The 15,065-nt window shown below is 66.2% G+C and carries 16 protein-coding genes; 8 read left to right on the forward strand and 8 right to left on the reverse strand.

Annotated features, from left to right (window positions below; all coding sequences use genetic code 11):
- Nucleotides 1-261 precede the first annotated feature (261 nt).
- From ABQU90_RS15175 to msrB, 6 genes are all read right to left on the reverse strand, one after another.
- Entirely contained in the window at nt 262-546 is a 285-nt protein-coding gene (locus ABQU90_RS15175) for a DUF4031 domain-containing protein (protein WP_104615032.1), read from the reverse strand.
- Between the two features lie 8 nt (nt 547-554).
- Nucleotides 555-1,136, reverse strand: coding sequence for a hypothetical protein (locus tag ABQU90_RS15180; protein WP_323522508.1), 582 nt, complete (start codon nt 1,134-1,136; stop codon nt 555-557).
- Between the two features lie 205 nt (nt 1,137-1,341).
- A complete protein-coding gene (motB, locus tag ABQU90_RS15185) occupies nt 1,342-2,514 on the reverse strand; it encodes a flagellar motor protein MotB (RefSeq protein ID WP_323522507.1) in 1,173 nt (390 codons plus the stop codon).
- A gap of 10 nt (nt 2,515-2,524) precedes the next feature.
- Nucleotides 2,525-3,379, reverse strand: a complete 855-nt coding sequence (gene motA, locus ABQU90_RS15190) for a flagellar motor stator protein MotA (protein ID WP_055847909.1) — start codon at nt 3,377-3,379, stop codon at nt 2,525-2,527.
- Between the two features lie 97 nt (nt 3,380-3,476).
- Nucleotides 3,477-3,632 (reverse strand): hypothetical protein, encoded by a 156-nt coding sequence (locus tag ABQU90_RS15195; protein WP_323522506.1) that lies wholly within the window; start codon nt 3,630-3,632, stop codon nt 3,477-3,479.
- Nucleotides 3,633-3,826: 194 nt separating this feature from the next.
- Nucleotides 3,827-4,291, reverse strand: a complete 465-nt coding sequence (gene msrB, locus ABQU90_RS15200) for a peptide-methionine (R)-S-oxide reductase MsrB (protein WP_055847914.1) — start codon at nt 4,289-4,291, stop codon at nt 3,827-3,829.
- A 597-nt stretch (nt 4,292-4,888) separates the two neighbouring features.
- Here msrB and ABQU90_RS15205 point away from each other — a divergent pair.
- A complete protein-coding gene (locus tag ABQU90_RS15205; RefSeq protein ID WP_115513974.1) occupies nt 4,889-5,317 on the forward strand; it encodes a hypothetical protein in 429 nt (142 codons plus the stop codon).
- A gap of 279 nt (nt 5,318-5,596) precedes the next feature.
- On the opposite strand, the gene ABQU90_RS15210 is transcribed toward ABQU90_RS15205, so the two are convergent.
- Entirely contained in the window at nt 5,597-6,076 is a 480-nt protein-coding gene (locus ABQU90_RS15210) for an Lrp/AsnC ligand binding domain-containing protein (RefSeq protein ID WP_005992148.1), read from the reverse strand.
- Nucleotides 6,077-6,223: 147 nt separating this feature from the next.
- Here ABQU90_RS15210 and ABQU90_RS15215 point away from each other — a divergent pair, with 147 nt between their 5' ends.
- Together ABQU90_RS15215 and alr are read left to right on the forward strand one after the other, a co-directional pair.
- Nucleotides 6,224-7,513, forward strand: a complete 1,290-nt coding sequence (locus ABQU90_RS15215) for a D-amino acid dehydrogenase (RefSeq protein WP_323522505.1) — start codon at nt 6,224-6,226, stop codon at nt 7,511-7,513.
- Nucleotides 7,513-8,601: an alanine racemase gene (gene alr, locus ABQU90_RS15220; RefSeq protein WP_323522504.1), complete on the forward strand. Its 1,089-nt coding sequence runs from the start codon at nt 7,513-7,515 to the stop codon at nt 8,599-8,601. The genes ABQU90_RS15215 and alr overlap by 1 nt, the downstream gene beginning before the upstream one ends.
- A 518-nt stretch (nt 8,602-9,119) precedes the next feature.
- Here alr and ABQU90_RS15225 read toward each other — a convergent pair.
- Nucleotides 9,120-9,695, reverse strand: a complete 576-nt coding sequence (locus tag ABQU90_RS15225) for a DUF3016 domain-containing protein (RefSeq protein ID WP_115513971.1) — start codon at nt 9,693-9,695, stop codon at nt 9,120-9,122.
- A gap of 248 nt (nt 9,696-9,943) precedes the next feature.
- Here ABQU90_RS15225 and ABQU90_RS15230 point away from each other — a divergent pair, with 248 nt between their 5' ends.
- The 5 genes from ABQU90_RS15230 to ABQU90_RS15250 all read left to right on the forward strand — a co-directional run bounded on the left by ABQU90_RS15230 (nt 9,944) and on the right by ABQU90_RS15250 (nt 14,758).
- Entirely contained in the window at nt 9,944-10,390 is a 447-nt protein-coding gene (locus ABQU90_RS15230; protein WP_323522624.1) for a hypothetical protein, read from the forward strand.
- Nucleotides 10,377-10,667 (forward strand): hypothetical protein, encoded by a 291-nt coding sequence (locus tag ABQU90_RS15235; protein WP_055847930.1) that lies wholly within the window; start codon nt 10,377-10,379, stop codon nt 10,665-10,667. The genes ABQU90_RS15230 and ABQU90_RS15235 overlap by 14 nt, the downstream gene beginning before the upstream one ends.
- Nucleotides 10,668-10,790: 123 nt before the next feature.
- Nucleotides 10,791-12,824, forward strand: coding sequence for a PAS domain-containing hybrid sensor histidine kinase/response regulator (locus tag ABQU90_RS15240; RefSeq protein WP_323522503.1), 2,034 nt, complete (start codon nt 10,791-10,793; stop codon nt 12,822-12,824).
- Between the two features lie 199 nt (nt 12,825-13,023).
- Nucleotides 13,024-13,332: a DUF3247 family protein gene (locus ABQU90_RS15245; RefSeq protein ID WP_323522502.1), complete on the forward strand. Its 309-nt coding sequence runs from the start codon at nt 13,024-13,026 to the stop codon at nt 13,330-13,332.
- Nucleotides 13,333-13,420: 88 nt separating this feature from the next.
- On the forward strand, nt 13,421-14,758 hold the full coding sequence (locus ABQU90_RS15250; protein WP_323522501.1) for a PQQ-dependent sugar dehydrogenase: 1,338 nt from the start codon (nt 13,421-13,423) through the stop codon (nt 14,756-14,758).
- The last annotated feature ends 307 nt before the right edge of the window (nt 14,759-15,065 follow it).

A 15,065-nucleotide genomic window follows, 5' to 3' on the forward strand; every position in this document is an offset into this window, starting at 1 on the left:
AGCATGATGCGCAGTTGCAGTGCCAGGCGTGTTTCGCCTGCGCGCGACTCGCGTTGGTTGCGTCATCGTGCTGATCTGCGCTGCTGTCTGCGGCGTTAGGTGTGCGGCTTGCGGTTTGATGTGGCGCTGCAACACCTGGAGACGCCGGCGTGCTGCTGCCCGTCAACGCACAGCGTTGCCGGTCTCGCGCGACGGCTGCGGCCATGCGCATTTGGCGGCACCTGTGCCTGTCGCGTGACTGGCGCGATCGCTGGATCGGCGCTACGGCACCTCACCGCGCGCCTGCGCACGTGCATTGGCGATCAGCGCCTTGAGCAGTGCGCGATCGGTATGGCGGGAGATGGGGATGGTGCCCAGGGCGATGGCCTCCAGGCGTAGCGGTGCGGGCACGTCGTAGTGCGCGCCGCTGAGTTTGTTCTGGAAGGCGCGGCGGGGAATGCCCAACCGCGCCGCCATGGCATGCAGCTCGTCCAGCGTATCGCCGAGCAGGTGCGCCCAGCGCTGGTCGCGCCACAGATGCACCGCATCGTCGATGTAGACAGCCATCGGCCGGATCAGGCCTTCTTGGATTTCTTCGGCTTCTTGCTGGCAGTCTCGCCGTCGGCGTCGTCCGTTGCGGCATCGGAGCTGGCGTCTGCGTCTGCCGCGCTGTCGTCGTCGCTGGCAGCGTCGTCGCCAGCCGCCTCTTCTGTAACGGCGTCGGTGCCGGCATCGACGGCTGCGTCTTCGGCCTCGCCGTCTTCATCGGCATCGGCGTTCTGGAATTCGGCCACCAGCGTGGTCAGATATTCCTCGGCGGTCTGGCCTTCTTCGGCGGCCAGGTCGTCGATCATCTGCTGCAGCTGGGTCGAATATTCCAGCGAGATGGTCTTGCCTTCGGCTTCCTGCAGGTTGGCCAGGTGCTTGAGCATGGCCAGCATCGGAACCGGGTTGTCGGCGCTGCCCATGGTCTGGCCACCGATCGACAGCATCCACTCGCTGCCACCCTGCAGACCGATCGCTGCCACGACACGGCCGTCGGCGTCCTGCAGCACGGCGTGGTTGGTGACCTGGGGCGCCTGGCCCAGACGGACGATGGGGCGCTTGGGGAGCTGCTTCTTGCGCTTGTCGCGCTTGGCCTTGGAATTGCGGGACACGGTGTTCTCGACGCTGGGAATGGCCGGCCATTCTAGAACGTGCGCCGCACGATGCGATGAGTCGCGGGAATCGGCAGGGTCACGGGCCAGGCGGAGTCCCCGCTCCAGGTGCGATTGCCTGGCAGATTCTGGAGCTCAAATCCCGAATCCCGCAGATCTGGTCAATCCCGAATCCCCAGCCCCAATCAATGCTCCCCAGCGCCAATCACTGCCCCTCCACCGCCACCCGCGGCGCGGCCACCGCCGCTTCGGCCGCCTTGGCAAGCGCAGCGGCCGAAGCCACCTGTGCGCTGGACGACATCCGCGGTGCGGCCGGGCGTACAGCGGCCGTGCTGGCCGGCACCGGAGTCGCCCCCGCAGCGCCCTTTGCTGCAGCGGGCGGCGTCGTGGCCGACGCAGCACCGGCTGCTGGCGCGCCCACCGTGGCCGTGCCGGTAGCAGCGGCGGCGCTGAGGTCCGGCACCTGGGTGTCGGCGTCGTGTACCGACTTGCCCAGCGCCACGCCCTGTCCGGCGCCGGCCAGCGCCGCCTGTTCGGCGTCCTGGGTCATCACCACGATGCTGATGCGGCGGTTGATCGGGTTCTGCGGGTCGGTCTTGTCGAACAGCACCGATGACGACAACCCGACAACGCGGGTCACCTTGGCATCGGACATGCCACCAACCACCAGCGCACGCCGCGCGGCGTTGGCACGGTCGGCGCTGAGTTCCCAATTGGTGTAGCCGGCATCGCTGCTGTAGGCGGTGGTGTCGGTGTGGCCGGTGATGCTGATGTGGTTGGGCACCTGATTGATGAAGCTGGACAGCTCACGCAGGATGTCCACCGTGTACGGCTTGAGCTGGTCGCGGCCGATGTCGAACATCGGGCGGTTCTGCTTGTCCACGATCTGGATGCGCAGCCCATCGGGCGTGAGGTCCAGCAGCAACTGGTCCTTGAACGGCTCCAGCGCCTGGCTCTTGTCGATGGCTTCCTTGAGGTCCTGCATCAGCGCTTCCAGGCGCTTCTTGTCCTTGGCGCGGCTGTCCACGTCGGTATCGGCCGCGTTGTCGCGCTTGCGGCCCATCTCGTCCTTTTGCCCCTTGGCCATGTCGGCGGTACCGCCGAGCTTGATCATCGAGGTGCTGGCGCCACCGGGTCCGTTCATGCCGGGCGACGGCGCCGGCGATTTGCCGGACAACGGGCTGGGGTTGCGGAAATATTCGGAGATCGCCGCGCGCTGTTCCTTGGTGGTGGCGGCCATCAGCCACAACACCAGGAAGAAGGCCATCATCGCGGTCACGAAGTCGGCAAACGCCACTTTCCAGGCGCCGCCATGATGGCCGCCGCCCTGCACCTTCTTGACCCGTCGGATGACGACGGTGGATTTGCCCTCGGCCATGACCGCGGTCCTACTTGATCGTCTTCAGGTGCATTTCGAAATCGCCGAAACTCGGACGCACATTGGACGGCAGGGTCTTGCGCGCAAATTCCAGTGCAATTTTCGGGTTGTAGCCACGCAGGCAGGCCAGCAGCGCGGTCTTGACCGCTTCGTACATGCGCCCGTCCTGATCGGCGCGCGCTTCCATCGCCGCCGACAGCGGCGCCACGAAGCCATACGCCAGCAGGATGCCCAGGAAGGTGCCGACCAGTGCGGCGCCGACGTGGTGGCCGATCTCTTCGATCGGGCCGCCGATCGACCCCATGGTGATCACGATGCCAAGCACCGCCGCCACGATGCCGAAGCCGGGCAGGCCGTCGGACACCTTGCTCAGCGCATGCGATGGCGCCATCGCTTCGTGGTGGTGCTTTTCCAGCTCCAGTTCGAGCAGCGGTTCCAGTTCGTGCGGCTCGATGTTGCTGCCGATCATCAGACGCAGGCAGTCGGTGATGAAGTCCAGCAGATGATGGTCGGCCACCACCTTGGGGTAGTTGCCGAAGATGGTGCTGTCCTGCGGTTTTTCGACATGGTCTTCCAGCGCCATGAACCCATCGCGACGCGCCTTGTTCAACAGCTCGTAGATCAGGCTCAGGGTGTCCTTGTAGTCGTCGGACTTGTAGCGCGGACCCTTGAACACGCCCAGCACGTCGGCGACGGTCTCCTTGACGATCTTGGCCGGCGTACTGACCAGGAACGCGCCCAATGCCGCGCCGCCGATGATCATCAGTTCGTACGGCTGCCACAACGCGCCCAGCTTTCCGTGCGACAGCACGTAGCCGCCGAGGACGCTGACGATGACAACAATGAAGCCAACGATGATGAGCATGGCGAAGCCGGAAGCAAGCTGGGAGTGCTAGTTGTTTCGGCTTGCGCGGCGGATTCTTGAAGCGCACGGCGTGAAGATGTGCGCTGTAACTGAACGCTCAGCCGATTGTCGTGGCGGCCTCATGCACGCGTTTGACCGCATCGCCGCCCGTCAGCGACAGCGGCGCGTCGCCGGCATATTCCCGGAATCGATTGCCCTGGGCGTTGGCAAACCGCATGCCGGAGGCGGCCTGGGCACCGGGCAGGGCCAGCATGCGGCCGGCGAAGATCAGCTGCGCCGCCCGGTGGCTGGATCGAAGCGGGCGGCGATCGCCCGCACGCCGTAGCGCCAGCCCACTGCGTCTGCGAGGTGGGCGATGGCCGCAGAGGCCTGCGTGGTGCTAGCTGCGGTCGGCACCAGTCGGCATGCGGCATTGCCTCAGCCAGGCTCCCGTACCCATCGCTTCCATCAGGCCGGCTGTGCCTCGGCGCCGTCACGATGCAGCGGGTTGGGCAGCGCCTGACCGTTTTCGGTAAAGCCCAGCGACACCGAGTTGAGGCAATGCCGCTCGCCGGTCGGCGGCGGGCCGTCCGGGAACACATGCCCCAGGTGGCTATCGCAGCGTGCGCAGACGATTTCGGTGCGGATCATGCCGTAGCTGATATCGCGGATCTCGCGCACATGGGCGACATCGTAGGGGGCGAAGAAGCTCGGCCAGCCGGTGCCGGATTCGAACTTGGCGCTGGAGCGGAACAGCGGCAACCCGCACAGCCGGCAGGTGTAGACCCCGTCGAGCTTGTTGTCCAGGAAGACCCCGCAGAACGGCGCCTCGGTGCCATGGTGCAGCAGCACGCGCTGTTCCTCGTCGCTGAGCCCGGCGATCAAGGCATCGCGCTGGGCGGGGGAGGGAGGGGTCAGGTCGAACTGGCTCATAGGGCTCTCGCATGCGCGCGCTGGCGACGTACCGGCGTCTGCACAGGTGATATGGGCATGGCGGGCCCGGTTCAACCGTGTTGGCTGGCGACGACCGACGACCGGCGACCGGCGACCAACGACCAACGACCAGCGACCAACGACCAGCGACCAACGACCAACGACCAGCGACCAGCGACCAGCGACCGCAACGCTGGCCGACCCTTATGATGCCCGCCGCTGCCTCGCAGGCGCTCCCAGGCGAGGGCACACGCTCGCCGAGTCTTCGCGCAGACGTGCGGGGATCGGCGTGGTTGCATCGGTCGTTCTGCCGAACTGTCGTGGCGGCAATGCGCACCTGCGGAGCGCTTGCGGGGCAGGGGAGCATTGCCGACAAGGGATGGAACAGTGAGCCCCAGGGTCTGCCAACGCTTGTTCCCATGCCTGATCGGGATCCGCTGTCGCAGACACCTCTGTTTCGCGCCCGGATAGGTCCGTTTCCCGACACCTGGATGGTTTTTCGAGCACCGACGTTCATGTGCCGGCCGGGCACATCCATTGCCACGCAACGGTGGCGCCCCCACTCCGTGAGTGTCCTTACTCACTGCGGCGGCTGACATGGCGATCCATCCTTCAACGCGCGCCCTGATGGCCTGCGCCCTGCTCAGTATTGCCGGCGCTGCCCTGGCGCAGTCCGCCACCAGCACGCGCTCGTCGAACACGCTGCAGCCCATCGCGACGCCGGCTCCCGCGCAGCCCAAGGTGGCGCCACCGCGTGCGCTGCAGCCATCCAATGCGTTGAGCCCGGTGCCGTCACAGCTGAGTCAGCGCCCGGCCGCTCCCAGCATCCCCACGCGTGGCCCGGCCGCAACGCCGGTTGCGCCAGCGGGCAGTCAGGTACCGACCGCCACGCCGATGGTCTACGACCGTAACGGGCGTCTGCTGCAAGGCATGCAGCCGGCCGGCCCCAACCGGGTGCTGGATACCAAAACCGGGCGCTACTACGACGCCGTCCCGGCCGGCGACGGCATGCGCGTGGTGCGCTGACAGCGGCATTGGTGCTGCCGACTGTCAGCCAGTGGCAACGCCGGCATGCAGTGGCAACCTGGTCAGCGCCGCAGGGTGACTGTGCTTATCGCATCAGCGGCCTGCCAGCAGGCAGATGCTCAGCCGACACACTCCCCGCACATCCCCCGCACATCCCCCGCACATCTGCCGCCAGCCACCAAGCACCAAGCACCAAGCCGAGCCGGCCGCCGCTCCACCCGCATTGCCGCCGGCCCTCGTGAGTCGCACTTTCGAATCCCGAATCCCGAATCCCGAATCTCAGCCCTCAATCGGCAACGCCAGCGTCTCCTTGACCTCTTCCATCACGATGTAGCTCTTGGATTCACGCACATGCGGCAAGGTGAGCAGGGTGCTGCCCAGCAACTTGCGATAGGACGCCATTTCGCTGATACGGGCCTTGAGCAGGTAATCGAAATCGCCGGACACCAGATGGCACTCCAGTACGTTGGGTAGCTTCAACGCGGCGCGGCGAAACTCTTCGAAGATATCGCCGGATTTGTAGGCCAGACTGATTTCCACGAACACCAGCAGGCTGGCCTTGAGATAGTGCGGGTCCAGCCGCGCGTAGTAGCCGGTGATGGCGCCATCGCGCTCCAGCCGGCGCACGCGCTCTGTGCACGGCGTGGTCGACAAGCCTACCCGTTCGCCCAGTTCGGTAAACGAAATCCGCCCTTCCTGCTGCAGGATGCGCAGGATCTTGCGGTCGATCTTGTCCAGCTCGCGCGCGCGGGTGGCCATGGGGTTTGTCTCCACAAGCTTTGACAGGAAGTTTCACTGCAAAGGCGAGCCGATTCCAGAAATCGCACTGCCTGGATCGCAATATACTGCGTCTAACTGTCTCCCCCAGCGCGTGCTTGTGGGGGAATACCCTTTCAGGAGAGCGACATGCGGGTGCTCATTCTCGGTAGCGGCGTCATCGGCACCACCACCGCGTGGTATCTGGCCCAGGCGGGCTGCGAGGTCACCGTGGTCGACCGCCAGCCGGCGTCTGCGCTGGAAACCAGCTATGCCAACGCCGGCCAGCTCTCGTTTGGCTACACCTCCCCGTGGGCCGCGCCGGGTGTGCCGGGCAAGGCGATGAAGTGGCTGTTCGAGCAGCATGCGCCGCTGTCGATCCGCCCCACCCGCGACCTGCGCCAGCTGACGTGGCTGAGCCAGATGCTGCGCAATTGCACCGCCGAGCGCTACGCGGTGAACAAGGCGCGGATGGTGCGCATGTCCGACTACAGCCGCGACTGCTTGAACGCGCTGCGGGCCAGCACCGGCATCGAATTCGAAGGCCGCCAGCTCGGCACCACCCAGTTATTCCGTACCCAGCAGCAACTGGACGCCGCCGCGCAGGACATCGAGATCCTGGCCCAATACGGAGTGCCCTATGAGCTGCTGAGCCCGTCGCAGATCGCGCAGTTCGAGCCCGGCCTGGCCGGTGGCGGCGCGCAGATGGCCGGCGCGCTGCGCCTGCCCGAAGACCAGACCGGCGACTGCCGCCTGTTCACCCAGCGCCTGGCCGAGCTGGCTGCGCAGGCGGGGGTGGAGTTCCGCTATGGGCAGCAGATCGAGCGACTGGAACACAGTGGCGGCCGCGTCACCGGCGTGCAGATCGATGGCCGTCTCGACACCGCCGACCGCTACGTGCTGGCGCTGGGCAGCTATTCGGCCGACCTGCTGCTCTCGCTCGGCCTGCATCTGCCGGTCTACCCGCTCAAGGGCTATTCGCTGACGATCCCGATCGTCGATGCCACGCGCGCGCCGACCTCCACGGTGCTGGACGAAAGCTACAAGATCGCGCTCACCCGCTTCGACGACCGTATCCGCGTCGGCGGGATGGCCGAGGTGGCCGGCTTCGACCTGTCGTTGAACCCGCGCCGTCGCGCCACCCTGGAAATGGTGGTCAACGACCTGTATCCCGGCGGCGGCGATCTGGCCCGGGCCGAGTTCTGGACCGGCCTGCGCCCGGCCACCCCGGACGGCACGCCGGTGGTGGGCGCCACGCCGTACGCCAACCTGTTCCTCAATACCGGCCATGGCACGCTGGGCTGGACCATGGCCTGCGGCTCCGGGCGTTACCTGGCCGACCTGATGCAGGGCCGCACGCCCGAGATCGATACCGAGGGCCTGGACGTATTCCGTTACCTGTCCACGCGCAGCCAGCGCCCGCAGCGGGAGGCCGCGTAGTGCGTCCTGCGCAAGCGTCGATCGATCTGGATGCATTGCGTCACAACTACCGCCTGGCCAAGCAGCTGGGCGGCGGCAAGGCGCTGGCGGTAGTCAAGGCCGATGCCTACGGGCACGGCGCGGTGCGCTGCGCGCAGGCGCTGGAGCCGGAGGCCGACGGCTTTGCGGTGGCGTGCATCGAAGAAGCGTTGGAACTGCGCCAGGCCGGCATCCGCGCGCCGATCCTGCTGCTGGAAGGTTTTTTCGAGCAGGACGAGCTGCGCCTGATCGCCGAGCATGACCTGTGGACGGTGATAGCCACGCCGCAACAGGTACGCGCGCTGGCCGAGTTCCAAAGCCCGCGCCCGTTGCGTATCTGGCTGAAGCTGGACAGCGGCATGCACCGGCTGGGGCTGTCGCCGGAGGATTTTCGCGCCGCCTGGTTGCGTCTGCGCGGGCTGCCGCAGATCGCCTCGCTGGTGTTGATGACGCATCTGGCGCGCGCCGACGAGCTGGAATGCAGCCGTACCGACGAGCAGGCGGTGGCGTTCGCGCTCACCGCGGGCGGCATGCGTGCGGAAACCAGCATTCGCAATTCGCCTGGCCTGCTGGGCTGGCCGGCACTGCGCAACGATTGGTCGCGCCCGGGCCTGATGCTGTACGGCGCAAACCCGTTCCCGCAGGACACCGAAATCACCGCGCAACTGCGCCCGGTGATGACGCTGCGCTCGCGCATCATCTCGGTACGCGACCTGCCGGCTGGCGAGCCGGTGGGCTATGGCGCGCGCTTCGTGGCCGAGCGGCCAACGCGCGTGGGCGTGGTGGCGATGGGCTATGCCGACGGGTACCCGCAGTTCGCGCCCAACGGCACCCCGGTGCTGGTGGATGGCCAGGTGTGCCCGCTGATCGGGCGCGTGTCGATGGACATGCTCACCGTGGACCTCACCGATCACCCGCAGGCCGACATCGGTGCCAGCGTCCAGCTCTGGGGCGATGCGCCACGCGTCAGCCCGCTGGCGACGCAGTGCAACGTCAGCGCCTATCAGTTGCTGTGCGGACTCAAGCGTGTGCCCCGGGTGTATGTGGGCGAGGCTGCTGCAGCAGTGTGAACGACACGAGTGCTTCGCCCTCACCCCAACCCCTGTCCCGAGAGGAGATGAGAGGAGAGGGGCTTCAAGCAGCAGCTCGACCGCTTGTCCTTCTCCCGCCGGGCGGGAGAAGGTGGCGCGCAGCGCCGGATGAGGGAACGGGCGAAGCCTCCTGCAGGCCGTGCGATACGAGTGCTTCGCTCGTCGCTCATCCCAACCCCTCTCTCGCGGGGAGAGGGGCCTGAGCGGCAGCTCGACTGCTTGTCCTTCTCCCGCCGGGCGGGAGAAGGTGGCGCGCAGCGCCGGATGAGGGGACGGCCGAAGCCTCGTGCAGGCTGGGCGCTACGAGTACTTCGCTCTGCCGCGGGGAAAGGGGCCTGAGCGGCAGCTCGACTGCTTGCCCTTCTCCCGCCGGGCGGGAGAAGGTGGCGCGCAGCGCCGGATGAGGGGATAGGCGAAGCCTCGTACAGGCTGGGCGCTACGAGTGCTTCGCTCGTCCCAACCCCTCTACCGAAGTGAGAGGGGCTCGAAGCGGCAGCTCACAACCCAGCCGTACTGCGATCGCCGCGGAACTGCTTGCGTACCCAGTCGTCGATCATCGCTTTCTCGAAGCGCAGCGGATCGCTGTCGGTCAGGCGTGGGCCGCTCATCAAAAACGCCGAGTCCACCAGCTTGCGTTCGCCCTGGTCGATCACCTGGCCGTTGGCACCGGTCAGCGTGTAGGTAAAGCTCAGGCGCGGCGGGTAGATGTCCTTGACCACGCGCACGTCCTGCATGCGCGGCCCGTGCCATGGCTCGTACTGGCCGGCACGGCGGATGTCGGTGATGGTCACGCTCAGGTGCTGGCCGTCGGGGAGCTTGCGGGCGGCACTCTGCTGGAAATGGGTCGCCAGCTGGGTCACCCAATCGCCGCGCTGCGCTTCCCAGCGGTTGCCGCTGAAGCGCACTTCGGAGAAGTCGGCCGGGTCGGTCCAGCGCACGTCCACCTTGCCATCGCTGCTCAGCGCACGTGGCGCCTGCGGGTCGGTGACGTTGCGTACGCGGGCCTGCACACCGGTCGCCGCGAGCAGTCCTGCCAGCAACAGGCCGGCGCCGGAAACACTGGAAAGTTTCATGGAAAGCCTCCAAGCGGAAGGTACGTTGCGTACCCGCTGTCACAGCAGTGTGGGGCTGCACCAGGCCGCCCGCAACGCACGCTGCGCGCTGGGGCGTCTTGCGTTGCCGCCCGGTTAATCCGCACCGCAGCGACCATGACGGCGAGTTCACTGCGCCTGCGCCCGCGCTTCACGGCACAGGCCGGAAGATCGGTCGCATGGACACCCACTCTTTTCGCACAAAGTCAGTTTCTTCGGCGCCGGCGCATATGCCGGCGGACGTGCGCCTGCAGTTCATCGACTGGGCAAAACAGCACGGCCACAACCCCGCCACCGGGGCCGCCGCCTTCGTCGCCCTGCAAAGCGAGGTGGACCTGGACCTGGCCACGCGCGCCTTGCACATGGAGCCCGGTACCGACCCACGCGACGCGTTGCGCGAGCACTTGGCCGGGCTGGCACGTCAGGTCGATGTGGCAGTGCAGTTTCCTCCGGTGTACGCCTACACCGCCGCGACGGGTGTGACCTATCGCTATTCGCTGATGCTGGTGATCGCCGAGGACTGTGTCGAGTGGACCGCGCGGATCTGGCAGGACCTGGATTACCAGGGAATGCTCACCGGCCGTGGACAAGGGCCGCGTGCCAATTACACCCAGCTGGCGCGCATGGCGCTGGAAAACGAGCTTGATCAGGAGCGCCCGCGTTATGTCCAGGCATGAATTGGAACTGGAACTGCCGCTCGGCGCGCAGGTGGCCACGGGCGACGACGGCTTCAGCCAGCGCTGTCGTGGTGAGTGCGCAGAACTCGGATTGTCGCGGGTACGGCTGCTGTTGCTGGACGCCGACTACGCACGCTCCACCGCCTGGCGCGAAGAGGCGCAGCGCTGGATGGACGAGCAGCTGCGCCGTGAGGGCGAGTGGGTATTTCGCGGGGTGATCGCCGGCATCGTGGTGCTGGCGACCTGCATCGCCCTGGCCGCCGCCACGCTGTGGTGAGCCCGCGACACAGGGGCGGAATGGCACCCTGCAATGGCGGTGTGAACCAGGCCGGCCCCCTGTGCACCCGCTGACGACATCGGCCGTGGTTTCATCTGCCCGTCATCCGCTCCGGCAGCATCCGTGGTTTCCGATTTGAGCACCTCCAGTTCCAGCCCCGATCTGGCCGCCGCCTTGCCGGCCGTCATCGCCGAGCCGTTTCTCGATCCGGCGATGTATCACGAGATCTTCCACAACATCGATGCCGGTTTCTGCGTCATCGACATGGTGTTCGAGGGCGAGCAGGCGGTCGATTACGTGATCCGCACGACCAATGGCGCGTTCGAACGCTATACCGGTCTGTCGAATGCGCTCAATGTGTCCATTCGCGACATGCTCCCCGAGCATGAGCAGGAATGGTTCGACCGTTACGGCCAGGTCGCGCGCACCGGCAACCGCATTCACTTCGAAATGCAGGCCAAAGCGCTGCGCCGCTGGTATTCGGTGGACGCGTTCCGGGTCGGTCAGCCGGAGCAGGCGCGGGTCGCGGTGCTGTTCATGGACATTACCGAGCGCAAACGCGTGGAGCGCGAGCTGGCCGAAAGCGAGGCGCGTTTTTCCGCGCTGGCGGACGGCCTGCCGATGCCGGTGTGGGTGTTGGACGCGCAGGGCGTGGTGCGCTTCGTCAATAGTGCGTACGGCGAATTCTTCGGCCTGGATATTTCCAGCGGCACCGTGTCGGCATGGAGCGAATTGCTGCACCCGGACGATCTGCCCGTCTTCCAGTTCGAGCTCTCCGCTGCGCTGGAAGAACAGCGCGGCTTGCGCGCGCTGGTACGTGCGCGACGCCACGACGGGCAGTGGCGCTGGATCGAAATGACCGCCACACCGCGCTACTCGGCCGATGGGCGCTTCATCGGCCTGGCCGGCAGCAGCCCGGACGTGACCGAGCAGCGCGAAATCGAACTGGCCCGCGAGCAACTGCTGGAATCGGAGCGCAGTGCGCGCAACGAAGCCGAAAGCATGGCGCGGCTGAAGGACGAGTTCCTGGCCACGCTGTCGCATGAGTTGCGCACGCCGCTGACCACCATCCTGGGCTGGAGCGAGTTGTTGTTGCAGCGGGTCGAAGAAGGACATCCCAATTACAAGGGCCTGTCGGTGATTGCCAGCAGCGCACGTGCGCAGAAGCGGCTGATCTCGGACATGCTCGACCTCAGCAGCATGTTGCTGGGCAAGGTACAGCTGGAAGTCGAATCGCTGGACCTGGCCGAGCAGGTGCGCGAGGCGCTGAGCACGCAGGAACTGGCCGCCGACGGCAAAGATCAGGTCATGAAACTGCATGTGCCGCCGACGCCGTGTCTGGTGCTTGGCGATGCCACCCGCTTGCAGCAGGTGTTGTGGAATCTGCTCTCCAACGCCATCAAATTCACCCCGGCGCACGGCCGCATCGATGTCACCATCGAACGCGACGACGGGCACCTGCTGGTCTCTGTGCGTGATTCCGGCGACGGCATCGCGGCCGAGTTCCTGCCGCATCTGTTCGGCCGCTTTCGTCAGGCCGATGGCACCACCACGCGCCAGCACGGCGGCCTGGGGCTGGGTCTGGCGATCGTGCAGCAGCTGGTGGAAATGCACGGCGGGCAGGTCGGCGCCACCAGTGGCGGGCGTGGCAAGGGCGCCACCTTTACGGTGCGTCTGCCCGAGCATATTCCCGATCAGGCCAAGCGCCCGCGCCGCGAGTTGCGTCGGCGCCTGATGTCCGAACAGATTGTCGAAGCGCGTGCGCTCAACGGCCTGCGCCTGCTGGCGGTGGAAGATCAACCGGACATGCTCGATTACCTGCGTCGCCTGCTTGAAGAGCAGGGTGCCGAAGTGGTCACTGCCGGCAGCGCCACCGATGCATTGGCTTTGATCGATCACCGCGGCCACGCACGCTTCGACGTGATGCTGACCGACATCGGCATGCCTGGCATGGACGGCTACGGATTGATCCGCACCGTGCGCGATAACCTGGGTCTGGATGCACATGCATTGCCGGCGGTGGCGGTGACCGCACTGGCCCGCGACGACGATCGCAAGCGCGCGCTGGACTCCGGGTTTCAGGAACACTTGGCCAAGCCGTATAGCGTGGCGCAGCTGGTCACCGCGGTCCGTGCGGCGCGCGAAGCGGTGGAGTGATGCCGGCGCGGCGGCAACGTCGCGCAGCTGAAGGAAGGTGTCGCCACAGGCACGGGTCGCTCGGTTTAGGCGTGGACTGCGTGAGATCGCCGCCCATGCATGCGCGGTGCGCACTCGGGCAAAACACAGGTGCAGCGTTTGCTGCATCGTTCACGCACGATGGCCTAGCGTGATGCGCTCCGCTCACGGAGACATCGCGATGTCCAAATACGCCCCTCACGTGTATTGCGAACACGTGCAAATCGCCACGCTCGAACATTGGGTCTCATTGCTCAACGGACAGGAGCGCGTCCGGATCGAGCTCGACGACGGCAGCATGCTCAGCGGCACTGTCGCAGTGCGCCCGACCATCCAGACTTATCTCGATGACAACGACAACGAAGGCGTCAACGGGCAGTTGCGGCTGGATCAGCTGGATGCCTCGCAGGAGCCGCACTGGATCTGGATGGATCGCATCGTGGCCGTGCACCCGCTGCCACTGGGCGACGATCCACAGGTGATGCCGTGAAGCGGACGTGTTGACGATGTATTTACTTCTTCCTGGGCGGTTGCCGGCATGATGGCCGACTGTCGCAACTGTTCAGGATTGGCTCGCAATGCATGCACCCCTGCTCCCGCTCATTCGCTGGCCGCTGTCGTTGCTGGCGGTTGCCGTTCTCGCCGGATGCGGCGACACCGCCACGCTGGCCATCGAACAGGGGACCGGGCCTGACCCGCAATTGCCCGAGCCGGTCAAACGCCTGATTCCCACGGTGAAGGTAGCCCCGGTCAAGCGCTGGGCCGCCAACGCCAAACCCATGGCCGCCGACGATCTGCAGGTCAATGCCTTCGCGCGTGATCTCGATCACCCGCGCTGGGTGTACGTGCTGCCCAATGGCGATGTGCTGGTGGCCGAAACCGCCGAACCGCCCAAGCCTGAAGATGCCGAAAGCGGTGGGGGTCTGCGCAAGAAAGTGCAGGGCGCAGTGATGAAGAAAGCTGGCGCCGTGGTGCCCAGCGCCAACCGCATCACCTTGCTGCGCGATGCTGACGGCGACGGCGTGGCGGAGGTGCGCACGCAGTTCATCAGCGGGCTGTTCTCGCCATTCGGCATGGCGCTGGTCGGTGACCGCTTCTACGTGGCCAATGCCGATGCGCTGGTGAGCTTTCCGTACAAGGCGGGCGACACGCACATCAGCGCCAAGCCCACGTTCGTGGCCAATCTGCCCGGCGGACTCAACCACCATTGGACCAAGTCGCTGCTGGCCAGTGCCGATGGCAGCAAGCTGTACGTGGGCGTCGGGTCCAACAGCAATGTGGCCGAAAACGGCATGGAGGCCGAGCTCAACCGTGCGGCGATCCTGGAGATCGATCCTGCCACTGGCAGCAGCCGCGTGTTCGCCAGCGGGCTGCGCAATCCGGTGGGCACCGCGTGGGAACCGCAGAGCAAATCGCTCTGGGTGGTGGTCAACGAACGCGACGAAATCGGCAGCGATCTGGTCCCTGACTACCTGACCTCGGTGCGCGATGGCGGCTTTTACGGCTGGCCATACAGCTACTACGGTCAGCACGTGGATGAGCGGGTCGAACCGCAAAATGCCGAATTGGTGGCCAAGGCGATCAAACCGGACTACGCGCTGGGCCCGCATACCGCTTCGCTTGGCCTGACCTTCGCCAGCGGCAGTTTGCTGCCGGAGCGTTTTCGCCAGGGCGCCTTTATCGGCCAGCACGGCTCGTGGAATCGCGACCCGCCCAGTGGTTACAAGGTGCTGTTCGTGCCGTTTGTCGATGGCAAGCCCAGCGGGACGCCGATCACCGTGCTGGATGGATTTCTGGACGCCGAAGGCAATGCGCAGGGACGCCCGGTGGGCGTTGCACCCGACAACAGCGGTGCCCTGTTGGTGGCCGATGACGTGGGCAACGTGATCTGGCGTGTGACGCCGAAGGCGCGGTAAGCGGAGGCGTTTCGTGAGCGTTGTCCCTTCTCCCCCCGGGAGAAGGTGCCCGAAGGGCGGATGAGGGTACGCGCGAAGCCTCGTGAACGTGCACTGCAGTGTGGCTGCGCCCCGTACCCTCACTCCAACCCCTCTCCCGAGGGGAGAGGGGCGTTGTCCCTTCTCCCGGCGGGAGAAGGTGCCCGAAGAGCGGATGAGGGTACCTGCGTAGCTTCGTGGACATGCCGCATAGCGTGGCTTCGCCCCGTACCCTCACCCCAACCCCAACCCCTCTCCCGAGGGGAGAGGGGCTTTTGTCCCTTCTCCC

This window comes from Xanthomonas sp. WHRI 10207 (assembly GCF_040202975.1).
In the GTDB taxonomy this organism is placed as follows: Bacteria; Pseudomonadota; Gammaproteobacteria; order Xanthomonadales; family Xanthomonadaceae; genus Xanthomonas.

Excerpts from the sequence above, each read along its gene's own strand:
- ABQU90_RS15250 (WP_323522501.1), top strand. The coding sequence starts at position 13,421 with ATGCATGCACCCCTGCTCCCGCTCATTCGCTGGCCGCTGTCGTTGCTG.
- ABQU90_RS15225 (WP_115513971.1), bottom strand. The coding sequence starts at position 9,695 with ATGAAACTTTCCAGTGTTTCCGGCGCCGGCCTGTTGCTGGCAGGACTG.
- ABQU90_RS15215 (WP_323522505.1), top strand. The coding sequence starts at position 6,224 with ATGCGGGTGCTCATTCTCGGTAGCGGCGTCATCGGCACCACCACCGCG.
- ABQU90_RS15195 (WP_323522506.1), bottom strand. The coding sequence starts at position 3,632 with ATGCTGGCCCTGCCCGGTGCCCAGGCCGCCTCCGGCATGCGGTTTGCC.
- ABQU90_RS15205 (WP_115513974.1), top strand. The coding sequence starts at position 4,889 with ATGGCGATCCATCCTTCAACGCGCGCCCTGATGGCCTGCGCCCTGCTC.
- motA (WP_055847909.1), bottom strand. The coding sequence starts at position 3,379 with ATGCTCATCATCGTTGGCTTCATTGTTGTCATCGTCAGCGTCCTCGGC.
- ABQU90_RS15210 (WP_005992148.1), bottom strand. The coding sequence starts at position 6,076 with ATGGCCACCCGCGCGCGCGAGCTGGACAAGATCGACCGCAAGATCCTG.
- ABQU90_RS15175 (WP_104615032.1), bottom strand. The coding sequence starts at position 546 with ATGGCTGTCTACATCGACGATGCGGTGCATCTGTGGCGCGACCAGCGC.
- ABQU90_RS15230 (WP_323522624.1), top strand. The coding sequence starts at position 9,944 with ATGCCGGCGGACGTGCGCCTGCAGTTCATCGACTGGGCAAAACAGCAC.
- msrB (WP_055847914.1), bottom strand. The coding sequence starts at position 4,291 with ATGAGCCAGTTCGACCTGACCCCTCCCTCCCCCGCCCAGCGCGATGCC.
- motB (WP_323522507.1), bottom strand. The coding sequence starts at position 2,514 with ATGGCCGAGGGCAAATCCACCGTCGTCATCCGACGGGTCAAGAAGGTG.
- ABQU90_RS15235 (WP_055847930.1), top strand. The coding sequence starts at position 10,377 with ATGTCCAGGCATGAATTGGAACTGGAACTGCCGCTCGGCGCGCAGGTG.
- ABQU90_RS15245 (WP_323522502.1), top strand. The coding sequence starts at position 13,024 with ATGTCCAAATACGCCCCTCACGTGTATTGCGAACACGTGCAAATCGCC.